Source organism: Paenibacillus sp. J31P190, assembly GCF_059692075.1.
In genome coordinates this window covers 747249-760932 of sequence record NZ_JCAUAS010000001.1, presented here as the reverse complement: position 1 = coordinate 760932, position 13684 = coordinate 747249, and the positions used below count along the sequence as shown (strand labels likewise).

The following is a 13684-nucleotide window of genomic DNA, read 5'->3' as shown; positions in this document are numbered from 1 at the left end:
AATAACGGAGGCATCCGATTTCGTGTTTGGTAGTATTGACGTAATTAAGTGAACTAATTAATACTTTATAACTCTTTAAGCAAGCAAAATGATTAATAGAGGCATTTTTTTTGAAAATGTACCTCTCTAGAATAGAGGGATATAAGTTGAAAAAATATTTTTCCAAAATTAACCCAATTGTTGTATTAATCGTACTTAGTCTTATTGGCGTACTTTACTGTGTAATATGGATCGATCTGAGTAAACTAACCGAGCATCGCCCCTGGAAAAATATAACCATGATTTCGACAATGCTTTTTGGTGTGCTACCTTTGCTACTTATAGTTTTAGTAGGTATAGGGCTACTCACAAACAAGTGGGCTTTTAAGATTGAAAAGCTTAACCTAGGAGGATTCAACCTATTATTTGACAATCCCGATAAATTGTATAGGAGATCAGTTCATTCTTTTCTGGACACGAAGAGAACATTATTTGAAATTGATACGGAGAGAGACAATTTTGATGAAACGTTGACCTCCTATTACAAAACATATGAATTTTTTAGAATCGAAATGAAAATTCTCGATAATGAACGTGAGAAGGGACGATGGAGCAATAAAAAAGAACAGCGGCAATTATACAATGTTACAAATGAGATTATTCAGAGACTCAATGAGTTTCTAACATCGCATCAAAATAATTTCAGAAGATGGTACAAGTTCGTTTCCGAGAAAGATATAGTGAAGCGTATGGATGGTGGTGGGGAGCCACTTGACTTTCATTTGACTCCGATATCTGAAATTCAAAAGCAGTATTATCGTTATGATGAAATTTGCAAAGGATTCGAAGAAATTAATATTTTCTTCAAAACAGAGGTTAACAAATATTTTGATGTCAACTTGGAGAAATGGAAGCGTAGCGATTAAATAATTGCAAATGATCATGTTTAGAGGAATCAAATTATTCGATTGAGATAATTGAATAAATAAGTTATTGTATAACGGAATTTGACCTCTCTTGGCATTGAAAAGCGCTTAAGATAGATTAGGAAGAATGATGATTCATGGCATAAACTGCCTGAATCGTTTTTTTAGTTTACTTGATGTCTCTACTAATGATAAATATTAATTAAATATTAAAGTAGAAATCTTCCTAGAGCCCCTCACTAAAGGCTAATAATCTACAACGTACTGGATAATAGATTGGGTGATAAATTGGAATTCATACTTAATGAAATATTCATTTTAAACTGAAACAAATTACTATCTTTTGGGTTCGATCATTAAATTGTTCAACGTAAAGTAAAGTGAAAAAGTAGTATGCAATTTGCATATTGAAAATAAATGTTTTCAATTTACGTTTTTAAAGTAAAACATACCATAGTGGGAAGTGCAAAGATGAAATGTCTTATTATAGGCGGTCTTACTAATGAGCAGCTCACAGAAAGTGGCGAAAAAGAGCGGTTTGAAGAAATTTGTTTAAATATCGGAAAGTGTCTAGCTAGTTCTGGACATTCTTTGTCTGTGTGTAGTCCGTTTAATGACAGTGCAGATTATTGGGTATTCAAAGGGTATATTGATGGCCAGTTACAGGAAGGTCAAGTTATTGAGTATTATTTTGTAGATTCGTTACATGTACGAAGAGAAATCGAGGGTCTGCAAAAAGAAGCTAAATCCAAAAATATAAATATAATGGCATATCCTGTACCACTTTTTGATAATCAGGAATCAAAAAGCTACTCATGGTTGCTATGTCAACTTCAGGCACTAGAGGCATGTCATGTCGTTATTGCAATTGGAGGTAAACTTGATGGCGCTGCAAATATGCTTTTATTGCTAGCGGAGTCGAAGAATAAAATGATATTACCTTTAGCATTTATGGGTGGAGCTGCTGGACAAGCTTTTCAACGAAAAAGGTATGAACTTTTAGATAAATTAGGACCTGATTATCTACTATTACAAGATGAAAATAAAATAAATATATCCGTAGGTTTCTTAACGAAGATGTCTAATTCCCAAAATCATGAACAAATGAAAGAATACAAGTCAGCCAGCTTTTTTATTAGTTATCCCCGAGCAAGACCAAATGAGGCTGATTTTATTGAGACATTGTTACGTCGTCGTAACAACAAAGTATTTAGAGATGATTCTGAATTTGGGGCTGGGCATGATATTCTATCTCAAATAAGAGAAGCGATTTTCTCAGCAGATGTTTTTATTGCCACATGGTGCAAAGAATATGCATGCAGTCCATGGTGTTTTGATGAATTAGAGTTAGCCTTAGATCGTTTAGATTCTGGAAATATGGAAGTTTGGATTTTCTGTGTTGATGACACACGAATGGTTCCTAAAAGAGCTCGTGATCGTGTTATATATAGAGTGAATAAAAGAGAAGAAATTGAAGGGCAATTATTAAATCTTTTGAGAAATTAAATTTTTAATGTTGAAATTAAATGATATTTTAGGAGATTTAAGAATATGAACACTAGTAAACGAGTGAAGCTAATTATAGAAATTGCTGAATCTCTTTCTACAGAAGAAGATTGGCAAGTCATAGATTTAATTTTAGATCAATTTAGCTTGCCTACAAGTAATGGATGGAATAATGGAAACAAAAAAGAATACATCATGAAAATGATTGAGAAAGTACCTAACGAGCAATTATTGCAATTAGGAATGCACCTTTCACTTATACCTGACTCATTGGATATTATGTATTCTTCATCACAACAAGATACCTTTCCTTCTTGTTGGGAAGCTAATCATTTTAGAGTGTTCCTTAGTCATCTATCATCGGATAAGGAATTAGCAGTTAAGATACAACAAATACTATTATTATATCAAATTTCGGGTTTTGTGGCTCATAAAGATATTGAACCAACAAGAGAATGGCAGGAGGAAATCGAGCTTGCTTTGCATTCTTGTGATGCACTTGTGGCACTAATGACTGAAAATTTCCATAATAGTAATTGGACTGATCAAGAAATTGGAATTGCTCTAGGCAGAAACGTTCTTGTTGTTCCGGTTCGAGTTGAATCTGACCCTTATGGGTTTATAGGTAAATATCAAGCAATAGAAGGGACGCAGAGAGATGCTCTAAAAATTGCAAAAGATATTTTCTTAGCCTTGTATAAACATCCTTCAACCAAACGCCAGATGACTGATATTCTAATTAGTAAACTGGAGAAGGTTGAAAGCATTACTGATTTTCAAAATATATTAGGCTTACTGGAATATTCTAAATCCAAAGACCCAGATATGACGAAAAGGATTGAAGAGACTGAAGGTAGAATAAAGGAAGCCGTTAGAAGGGAATACCGAAAGAAAACTGAAGCACTAGTAAGTAAATTCGAAAACTCCGAGAGTTTTTCAGAGGCGAAACATACACTAACCATGATTGAAGAAAATACAGAGTACATGGATTCTGATCTCTTGAAAAGAATGGAAGTAGCTATTAAAAGCAACAGTCAAGTAAGTGATGCTTTTGGTGTTCCTGAGAGGGTTAAGCACTTATTGCGTCGATTAAAGTGAATTTAATAAATGGTTGAAAACGAAGATGTAAAAGGATGAGTCGAAATATGTACTAAAATGGTTCTATAAAAAAAAGAGCACGTTCCATCAAGTATTTCAACATTATTTTCATATCACTCATGGGACTATCAAGCTGCATACCACAGGAATAATAGATTGCTGAGTCATCAGCGTAAATAATAATTTAATATCGTTGTATTAAACATTAAATAAATGTTAGAGGAGATCAATTAACTTGTCTATTTTTGTTAGTTTTGCTGAGGAAGATAGGGATTTTGCTGAAAGTCTATGTAGTGCTTTAACGAAACAACGCATTCATGTGTTCATTGATCGTTGGCACATTTCGGTTGGAAGTGAATTGAACGAGAAAATCGTTAATGAACTTAATGAAGCGGAGTTTATCATTATCGTTTTATCCGAATCCTCTAGTAATAGCCTTAAAACTAAGGAAATTAGATGGTTTACAAAAGAATATGAGATCGCAATTAGAAGAGAGAAAATTGAAAAACGAAAAATCATCCTACCTGTTCTTATTGATAAATGTACATTACCGAAAGAAATTGAAAACAAGCTATTTGCTGATTTTACAAACAAAACTTTTAAAAAAGCTTTCTCCAGTTTGATGATTCCTTTGTCGCAGTTGCTGAATGAGAAGTCGGGGAGGTTTTCCCTTGAAAGAGAGTTTTTTACAGATTTTTCGATTGATTGGGGAACTGATTCTAGGCGGAAACAATTTATTATCAGACTTAATTTTATTGAATTCTCAAGGGAGTTCGAATGGTCGGTTTTAACTCTTGTGACAATTACGGCACGTGAACATTATTTTTCATCCTTTTTACAAGATCTTGTAGAAGGGAAGGATGACAAATTAGTTAATGGGATAATTGAAGAATGTGCAAAATCATTCGAGAAACGGAATGATTCTACAGTTTTGATAAATATAAAGGGTGCTGTAACTAAGAATTATAGCCTCCAACAATCTACGATTAAGGTTCAGGTAACCAGCAGAAAAATGGGGAACGATACAGGGTATGATTATTATATCCATCTTTCGAAATATTTTCGACAGATCCACAATTTTCGGCTGAACCGAAATGAAAACGTAAAACATAATGAAGGAGTGAATACATGGTGCAACATATAGAACCACAAATAGGTGATATATTTATTGTTAGATTCACCAAAACTAAAAGACCTGTAATTATCCTGAGTGACACTGGTAATTCATTTATTGTTGCACCCCTTTCAAAATCAGAAAGTAAGCGATTGGATCAGATGTATGGAATTAAGATCAATCCAAATGATTCAACAAATGAGTATGTTGATATTAGTAAGCTTACAGCTGTAAGTAAAATACGATTGATCGAAAAAATCGGAGAAATTGAAAAAGTGGACCTCTTGAACATTACTGCTCTAATTAAGAATTTCTTTGATAGCGGATTCAATTCTATGGACTTAAAAGATTATACTGAGAAAGAACTTGAGAAAAGCGGTCAAACCATTTCGAGCATTCTTACAGATAGTCATTCGAAACCTGATAATGCAAAGTTTGATATCTTTCTGTCGCATAGCTCATTAGACAAAATTGAAATAGCAGGACTTGCCGCGTACTTTCAGAACTTTAATTATGAAGTTTATGTGGATTCCATTCGTGATCCACATCTGAAACCAAAAAATGCGACTAGAGAAACTGCACAAACGATGCGAAATAGAATGAGAAATTCGAAGACATTGCTTTTTGTGTTTTCCAAAAATTCTCATAGATCGATTTGGATGCCTTGGGAATTAGGATACTTTGATGGAATGGAAAAAAATATCGCTATTATGACTATTGAAAGAGTTCCTTTTTTTAAGAGAAAATTTAAAGGTCAAGAATATTTAGATTTATATGATTACATTGAGCAAGGCAATTTGGAAATGAACGATGAATCACTGCATGTTTTCACTCCAGACAAAATAAGTATTCCGTTTCGGGATTGGATTGGATTAGCAAATTAGATGTCAATGAGGATAATTAAGAGAGCGATACACACTTGGATATAAATGTAATTTACCAACTATAATGTCAATAAGAATAACGAGTGTTAGTTCGCTTACCAACTATAATGTAACTAGATTTTATTTAAAAAAACGGGAAACCCTTGATTTATAAGGATTTCCCGTTTACCAACTTTAATGTCACTGAACAGTAGACAGCAATTTAAGTCTCCACCTATCTCACAAAGTATCCCTCTGAGCACTTAAAGTTTGCCACTCAGCCGAGCGAATTTCAGGCATTTCCCTGACATTCGCTCGGCTTCTTCTTTTTCCCAGGCTGACTCTCAACCATTCCACTCATCCCTTCCCAATCATTCCTCCTGCCTTTCCTCCTGCTTTTGAAACAGCAAACCCATGCCCCGCCTGCCTTTCACCCAATCATTCTCTCTGCTTTTTCTGTCCTTCCCGCTCACTTCCTCAATCGCTTTTCTCAATTATGAAGTTCCGCCGCTGGATCTTCCCATGCTATTTCCTCATGCTCTCACGTCAAACTTTAATTGCTTTTTTTCTCGGATTTTCTCTGATTTTTTTGCTTTTCTCGTATGGTTTTCTCATGCTTTACGTCAATCTTTTAGTTATTTAAAGGAGTAAAGAGTGAGAGTGGAAAAGTGGGTTGAAGCCTTGCTGGGAGCGGGTTTGGAGCGGGTGAGAGATTGGGTGGGGGAGTGGCAGACTTTAAGACAAATGGACAGCTTCTTCTTCTTGTCTGGTGATAAAAAAGTCATGAACCAGTAAAAAGAGTTGTGAACCAATAAAAAAGTCGTGAACCTCTAAGTCAGTCCCGGTGTATTTTCATCGGGACTATTTTTTTTAAGGAATGATACATATCGAAACAATAGGCAGCTGTATTAAATTAATTAGAAAGATGAATACGATTAATCAAGTTGATTTCTCTAATCGAATTGGAATATCGCAGGCTACGTGATGTCGAGTTATTCGAGGTGGATGTTGAGTGGATTCTTTTGGGATTGAAAAGGTCAATGATAAAGAGGCTAACTTACTGTTGCATTTTGATAATTTAAAGGCTACCGATCAGGATGAAATTATTGAGTTTATAAAATTGAAAATGAGCCGAAATTAATGTTTTTATAATTCTACTCCTATTCCTCATTGCTCCTCGGTGGGGACTTTTTGATGTTTACTGAGAAGTTCGCAGCAAGTTGATAAAGTCTGGACGGAGATGTGGGGCTGGTAAGAGACGTACAGGATAGCATGGAAAAGTAAAAAGAGGCTCCAGATGAGATACACGGGGAGTGAATTCTGCCCCTGAAAAATAAAAGCCATGATATTCAATGAAGGTTGAATTTCATGGCTTGTTAGAATCCGTTTATCTTCTAGCGTTGAAGCCGACAAAAGCTTTTGTGTTGAAATCGAACACAGCCGTTAACGGTCCAAGAAGTTCATCTTGGTCTGTGTTGTAAGTAATCGTCACGAAATTGCCGTGCGCAGCTTGAATATCTGCGAGCAATTTCTTCTGCTCGTCTGTGGAAGCCAATACGCCTACTTCGTTAGAGGAAACGATTTGAACAGCTGCTTCGTCTTGTTTCGTTGTAATATGAGTCGCTTGCTCCTTCACTTGCGCCCATGCCAAGTTGCGGTATTCCTGCGCTGTCTCTGGCGACATTTTCGGAGTGCCGATTACAGGCGATTGAGCCTGAACAACGAGTAGGAACAAAGGGCTTTGCGGAGGTAGGCTTTTCGTTTCAAATGGACCATAGTAAGCTTTTACTTTCGTACCAGCTTTCAGGTCCTCCCAATTCACGGATTCACCTTGGGACGTCATGACGCGAGTTTCTTTGCCGCCGTTAAGTACCAAGTTGTCACCTAATTGAACCTGCCAGCCATCATTTGTATGATTCACTGCTTTGATTGTATCTTCTTTGACCGAGCGGTCTGCGTGAACGTTGATGTTTACAGCTTGTGCTTGGCCTGGATAGCTCATCGCCATTGCTGGACCGAACGCGGCATCGATTTGAGTACCGGCTTTAAGATCGGCTGCAGTTAGTGTTTTACCGTCTAAGCTCTTGATGGTAGTCGATTTGTCCACGTTTAAAATGACCCATGTGCTGCCAAGCAGCTCGATGCGAGTATTACTACCGTCTTCCTTGGCCTGTACGCTTACGATCACACCAGTTGAACGCATGAGGTCAGCCGCCTCGTCCAACTCGATCTCTTTGTTCGCTTCATCGTAATTCACCGTATATCCAAGCTGAGTCGCAGCGTCGCGTACTGGGAGGTACGCTTTTCCATCGATGTAAACAGGCGTTAGCGCACTGTCTTGTCCGTTAACAAGAATCTTTACATCTTTTTGTAAGTAACCTGTAACCTTCTCTACCAAATCCTCAGCTCCGACCGCGGCTGTTGTGCCGAGTATCCCAGCCAAAGTTAATATGACAGTTAGTTTCTTCTTCATAGTATAATGCTCCTTCCGATGTTCGAAATGTAGCGTCAATCATGTTGACAATCCATCAGACGGAGGTCGATTCCAATATGTTGCAGTTATCCTAAACTATTTTGTAAGATTTAGGAACTTTGGAAGCTGTAAGGCTGCACATCTCTCTTTTCCATCCCTATAATCCTCGCCTGACCCCTCAATCAATAGTTCGATTCTAATGATTGTCTTTATACTTTGATGAAGAAGCTAGCAAACTATAAAGTTTGATAGTTTCTTGCATTTGCACTTCAAAACTTAATTGTTCCCCAACAGTATGAACTATCTATCCCTCAAAAAGATGTAATGAGAATCTATAACTACATGATGAAATAGCTCCTTTTTTACATTGTGATATAAGGAACATTGGTTTCTCAAGGTGACATGCATGTAACCTTTGAAATGTAATTTAAATAGTTACTTGTGCTCTTTGGGTGTGTGTGATACATTGTAACCTACATAATATATTTAGAATGTTACGAACAGCCGATATGGGGAGGATAGGAGCTGAATTAGAATTAAAAAAAGAAACTGATTGCTGAATTTATTGGTTCTTATCTTTTAGTATTTGTGGGTACCGTACCCGTAGCAATTAACTAGATTACACAAAGCCTTACGCATACTAGGATTGCAATTACATTTGGTTTGTTAGTTATGACACTTATCTATACCCTCGGACATAATTCTGGATCTTGTTACCATTGCTCTCTTGGTAAGAGGCGGACTTGTTGGTTTAATGGTCATTTCTGCAGGTTCTATTTGTAAGGGATCTATGAACCCTGCCCATTCCTTTGGTCCTGACTAAAAAAATAATCATTGTGATTCTTCTCGTTATACTAGCGGCTGGATCTTTCTATGAAGTTACTTGTTTTTTGAACAACTAAGAGTGCTGAAATGGAGACGAAAAACAAAATGAAATTCAAGAAAAGTAAAATAGTTGTATTATCCAGTGTCCTATTAGTTTTTATTGTTTACGCTATTTCCTTTTACATTTCGTTTCATATAAAAGAAAAAGTGAATGTGCAACAGCTTTTAACTCCAGTTAATGAAACTTCGAGCACACCTTTCGAAACCGCAATTTTTGCTGGTGGTTGTTTCTGGCATATGGAAGAAGCTTTTGAGAAGCTTGATGGTGTATTGCGTGTTGAAAGTGGTTATACGGGAGGACAAAAGGAATATCCGACCTATGAGGAAGTGGGTTCTGGAACTACAGGACATCTCGAATCGGTGGAAGTTCGTTTCAACCCAAATCTGATTACGTATGATAACCTCCTTCAAGTTTTCTGGCGAAATATTGATCCTACCGATGCAGACGGTCAATTTGCTGATCGTGGCAATGATGTCCTTTCTGCCATATTTTATAATAATATTGAACAGAAAGAGTTGGCTGAAGCTTCCAAAGATGCATTAGTAGTATCAAATAGGTTTGATAAGCCGATTGTAACTAAAATTTCATCTGCATCAACGTTTTATAAAGCCGAAGTAGAGCATCAGGATTATTACAAAAAAAAACCAATCCGTTATAAAATAACTGAGCACGGATCTGGTCGCGATAAATTTTTGAATAAAATTTGGGGCGAGAATCGAGAAGTAAAAATTACAGCGAAAACAGGTTTTGATAGAGAATTTAATAAAGAGGAAAAGCTGAAAATGCTGACTCAACGCCAATATAATGTAACGCAAAATGGTACAGATGAGCCGCCATTTAGTAATGAGTATTGGAATAACAAAGAAGAAGGCATTTACGTGGATATTGTTTCAGGTGAGCCTTTGTTTAGCTCAAAGGATAAATATGATGCAGGTACGGGCTGGCCTAGTTTCACAAAGCCTTTGGAGTTAAGCAATGTTGTGCTTAAACGTAAATTATTTTTTGGGACGGAAGTTAGAAGCCGTTATGCGGATTCATTTCTAGGCGATGTATTCAATGACGGACCCCAACCAACAGGACTTCGATACTGTATGAACTCTGCAGCCATGGAGTTTATTCCGAAAGCTGAACTAAATGAAAGAGGATATGGCTCCTATGCGGAGCAATTTAGTTAGCTGGAGGAGATATAAAATGAGAGATGAATTGGTATTGCGTATATTTGACAAACACATTAATCAATTGATTAATGTGTTCAATCAATGTCCGCTGGATAAACGCAGTGTTAGCTTTGCAGACTTTTTCGCTTACGGTTCGAAGCCTACGGATTGGAAACAAGAACCGCCTGATTTGGAAACATCGCCAAACCGGACGCAGAGAAAAGTGGATTCCAGTTGAAAAGCTTCGAGCGTACGTTTAATGTGAAAAGCAACGTTGCTGGAGAATTATACATTATAATAGGCACGGATTCCGGATACGAAGGGATGCTGACGCTCTATTTCACTAACATCGACTTGACAATCAGTTCTAAGAGCTAAACAATCTTCCTCCAAACAATTAAGAAGATCGTTCTACCACCGTAACAGCTGGTTAGAACGATCTTCTTGCGTTCAATTGGTCATAAAACAAGAAACAAGGAAGCAGAACAACACATTTCAGCTACTAAAGGAAGCTTTAGGCGTTTGTTCGGTGAAAATAAAATATTAGATTGGAAATAGAGTTGTAGGCTGAGAAAATAAACTATTAAGCTCCATGCGGCAGCACTCAACTAACGGGAGTTTTTCAGCATAATCGCATGCGCTCTATTATGATACGGTTCTCAGTGTTGTCTGTAACGGATAGTTGCAGGTGTGTAACCATTAAAATTATATTTAGATTGTTACTTGTAATTATCTCATGAGCGTGATATAGTACTATCTGTAACTAACTAAATATAATTAACTAGTTACATATGTGTGAGAGAATCGTATGAATCGAGTGGGAATTTTTTCATTTTCTATAGTAAGTTCCAATTGTACAATAGCGTCGGTGACCTGTAAGTAACTCATCACCAGACGAAGTACTTGACGATATCACGCTCATTCCCGGAGAGATCAAATAGGCCGCGCGGAGATGGGCTGAGCGTAGATGATCAAAAGCTAATCGATTTAGACGAGGTTAACTCGATCACATACAAACTCAAAAATCAAAAGGAGACAAAAAAATGACACAAACAACTACAGAAAAAAATGCCATTCGCCCGTTTCATGTGAATGTTCCCGAAGAAGAGCTTATCGATTTACGCAATCGTATCAATGCGACAAGATGGCCTGAGAAAGAAACAGTTTCGGACCAATCGCAAGGCACGCAGCTCGCAACGATTCAAGAACTTGCGCGTTACTGGGCAGATGAATACGACTGGCGCAAAGTCGAGTCGAGAATTAACTCCTTCCCACATTTCCTTACCGAGATCGATGGTCTGGATATTCACTTCATCCACGTTCGTTCGAAGCATGAGAACGCGATGCCGATCCTCATTGCGCACGGATGGCCGGGTTCGATTATCGAGCAACTGAAGCTGATCGAGCCGCTGACTAATCCGACGGAACACGGCGGAAGCGAGTCTGATGCCTTCCACGTCATCATTCCATCGATGCCTGGTTACGGCTACTCGGGCAAGCCGACCACGAAGGGGTGGGGTCCTAAACGCATCGCACGCGCTTATGGCGAACTGATGACTCGTCTCGGCTATGAGAAGTATGTAGCTCAGGGCGGCGACTGGGGAGCGGTTGTCGTTGACATGATGGGTGTTCAGGAACCTAAGGGATTGATTGCCCTTCACACCAACATGCCTGGCGTGATTCCGGCCGACGCTGATGCGGCGATTTGGTCCGGTAACCCGTTGCCATCCGGCCTTTCTGACGAAGAAAAGAAAACGTGCGAGCAAGTTACCGAAAATAAATTCTATTACGCCTTCATCATGGGAACGCGCCCGCAGACGCTTACCGGACTGGTGGATTCGCCTGTCGGTTTAGCAGCTTTTATGATTGACCACGACTGGAAGAGCCTTGCCCTGATCTCAAGATCTTTTGCCGGAGTCAAAGAAGGCCTAACGCGCGATGACATTCTAGACAACATTTCGCACTTCTGGTTTACGAACTCAGCGATTTCTGCGGCTCGTCTCTACGGGGAGAACGATCTCTCATTCTTTGGCGTCAAAGGCGTCAAACTCCCGGTTGCCGTTAGCGTCTTCCCGGACGAGCTCTATGAAGCACCGAAGAGTTGGACAGAGAAAGCATATCCGAACCTTTTCCACTACAACAGACTTCCTAAAGGCGGACACTTCGCAGCTTGGGAGCAACCGGAGTTCATGACTTCCGAACTTCGTACGGCATTCAAGAAACTGCGCTAATTGGAACAGATACAATGAAGGAGTTTGCCGTGAGGCAGCTCCTTTTTTGACTGTTTGGTAACGCCACACCACTAACGAATACCCGAGAAAGCAACTGTCGTGCCATGTATAAAAGGTGTACATGACACGATTCTAACCAAGAAAGGTGAAAAAAATGGAACAAGCAGAAATTGAGCTTATGGAATTACGACTAACCAAATTTATTAAAAAGTACCCAGGAATTACAACAGAAATGGAAGCTATGTTCTATTGGGCCTATACACGCGGCTTTATTGACGCCAGGTGGATTTACGACAACGAAAAGATTGTAGTGTGAGGTGAATACAAATGATTAACGGTGAGCTTATTTCACTAAATATCAGTAAACCACTCAAAGTTCTTTATAACAACAAAGAGATTTCTACAGGAATTTTCAAGTTACCTGTGCATGAATCATTATATTTATCCTGGGACAATTTCGAACGTGATGGACAGGCGGATCTTGTTCATCACGGTGGGCGAGAGAAGGCAGTATGTGTGTATTCTTATGAACATTATCCCTTTTGGGAGAGAGAATTGCAGACAACATTGGATTATGGAGCTTTTGGAGAAAATCTAACGGTTAGCGGACTTGTAGAAACGGATGTTTGTATCGGTGATATTTTTACATTGGGAGAAGCTATCTTACAAGTTAGTCAGCCACGACAACCTTGCTTTAAACTATCAATTCGATACCAAAACTCTGAAATGCCTCTAAAAGTTCAAGTGTCCGGTTACTCTGGCTTTTATTTCCGTGTTATGAAGGAAGGTAATGTCACCATTAACGACAAGTTGGAACAAATTTTAGCTCACCCGAAATCCATTACAGTTGCCTTTGCAAATCGCATCATGCATGATGATAAGAATAATTGGGAAGCAATAAGACGCATTCTTGAAGTCGACGAGCTTTCGGTGAACTGGAGACAGACTTTTGCTAATCGTTTATTAGGATATGAGACGGATATACGCGATCGATTGCAAGGTCATAACTAATTTTCAAATTATTTGAAACTAACGGAGACGTTTGCTCAATAAAAACTAGGACGAGGCTGCCGGCATCAATCGGCAGCCTCGTTGAAGTATCGGGCAGGTTAATACGTGTGTTTGCATACATTAAGTGCACTCATCAAAAAATACGAAGACGTGGATCAAGATTTTTCAATTGAAGTAGATGTTATAATTGATGATTAAATTGATGATTAAATTGAAGAATCTAATTGAATCTCCCGAAGAGTATTTGATTTCTCTTATACTTCCTTATAGGTCGTAATAAGAAACAAAGAGCGTACTGCTCAAACAATGAGGAGAATTATTCAAAACGCTAAATGTGGAATTTTATTAATACATTAATAGGACTCCGCGCTATGGTTAAGACTATATCAGACAGGGGGAAATTAAGCCCGAATTTTTGAAATGAATATGTCTGTATGGGA

General features: G+C 38.2%; 13 protein-coding genes. 12 read left to right on the top strand and 1 reads right to left on the bottom strand.

Translation table 11 applies throughout. The features are described 5' to 3' along the window. The first annotated feature begins 146 nt into the window (after window positions 1-146). The 7 genes from AC58U0_RS03220 (at window position 147) to AC58U0_RS03190 (ending at window position 6627) form a co-directional block, all read left to right on the top strand. Window positions 147-905, top strand: coding sequence for a hypothetical protein (locus AC58U0_RS03220; protein ID WP_497377619.1), 759 nt, complete (start codon window positions 147-149; stop codon window positions 903-905). Window positions 906-1376: 471 nt separating this feature from the next. Then, complete coding sequence (locus AC58U0_RS03215) at window positions 1377-2411, top strand: toll/interleukin-1 receptor domain-containing protein (RefSeq protein ID WP_497377618.1); 1035 nt, start codon at window positions 1377-1379, stop codon at window positions 2409-2411. A 45-nt stretch (window positions 2412-2456) separates the two neighbouring features. Then, window positions 2457-3509, top strand: a complete 1053-nt coding sequence (locus AC58U0_RS03210) for a toll/interleukin-1 receptor domain-containing protein (protein ID WP_497377617.1) — start codon at window positions 2457-2459, stop codon at window positions 3507-3509. A 235-nt stretch (window positions 3510-3744) separates the two neighbouring features. Beyond that, window positions 3745-4653, top strand: a complete 909-nt coding sequence (locus AC58U0_RS03205) for a toll/interleukin-1 receptor domain-containing protein (protein WP_497377616.1) — start codon at window positions 3745-3747, stop codon at window positions 4651-4653. Then, complete coding sequence (locus AC58U0_RS03200) at window positions 4638-5507, top strand: type II toxin-antitoxin system PemK/MazF family toxin (RefSeq protein WP_497377615.1); 870 nt, start codon at window positions 4638-4640, stop codon at window positions 5505-5507. Before AC58U0_RS03205 ends, AC58U0_RS03200 begins: the two co-directional genes overlap by 16 nt. Window positions 5508-6146: 639 nt before the next feature. After that, entirely contained in the window at window positions 6147-6281 is a 135-nt protein-coding gene (locus tag AC58U0_RS03195) for a hypothetical protein (protein ID WP_497377614.1), read from the top strand. A gap of 217 nt (window positions 6282-6498) precedes the next feature. Next, window positions 6499-6627: a hypothetical protein gene (locus AC58U0_RS03190; RefSeq protein ID WP_497377613.1), complete on the top strand. Its 129-nt coding sequence runs from the start codon at window positions 6499-6501 to the stop codon at window positions 6625-6627. Between the two features lie 246 nt (window positions 6628-6873). On the opposite strand, the gene AC58U0_RS03185 is transcribed toward AC58U0_RS03190, so the two are convergent. Then, window positions 6874-7959: a stalk domain-containing protein gene (locus AC58U0_RS03185; protein ID WP_497377612.1), complete on the bottom strand. Its 1086-nt coding sequence runs from the start codon at window positions 7957-7959 to the stop codon at window positions 6874-6876. A gap of 930 nt (window positions 7960-8889) precedes the next feature. Between AC58U0_RS03185 and msrA the strand changes: the two genes are divergently transcribed. The 5 genes from msrA (at window position 8890) to AC58U0_RS03160 (ending at window position 13244) form a co-directional block, all read left to right on the top strand. Further along, entirely contained in the window at window positions 8890-10020 is a 1131-nt protein-coding gene (gene msrA / locus AC58U0_RS03180) for a peptide-methionine (S)-S-oxide reductase MsrA (protein ID WP_497377611.1), read from the top strand. A gap of 16 nt (window positions 10021-10036) precedes the next feature. Further along, entirely contained in the window at window positions 10037-10240 is a 204-nt protein-coding gene (locus tag AC58U0_RS03175) for a hypothetical protein (protein WP_497377610.1), read from the top strand. 805 nt (window positions 10241-11045) lie between these two features. Beyond that, window positions 11046-12233 (top strand): epoxide hydrolase family protein, encoded by a 1188-nt coding sequence (locus AC58U0_RS03170; RefSeq protein ID WP_497377609.1) that lies wholly within the window; start codon window positions 11046-11048, stop codon window positions 12231-12233. A gap of 154 nt (window positions 12234-12387) precedes the next feature. Next, entirely contained in the window at window positions 12388-12549 is a 162-nt protein-coding gene (locus AC58U0_RS03165) for a hypothetical protein (protein ID WP_497377608.1), read from the top strand. 11 nt (window positions 12550-12560) lie between these two features. Beyond that, window positions 12561-13244, top strand: a complete 684-nt coding sequence (locus AC58U0_RS03160; protein ID WP_497377607.1) for an MOSC domain-containing protein — start codon at window positions 12561-12563, stop codon at window positions 13242-13244. Window positions 13245-13684 lie beyond the last annotated feature (440 nt).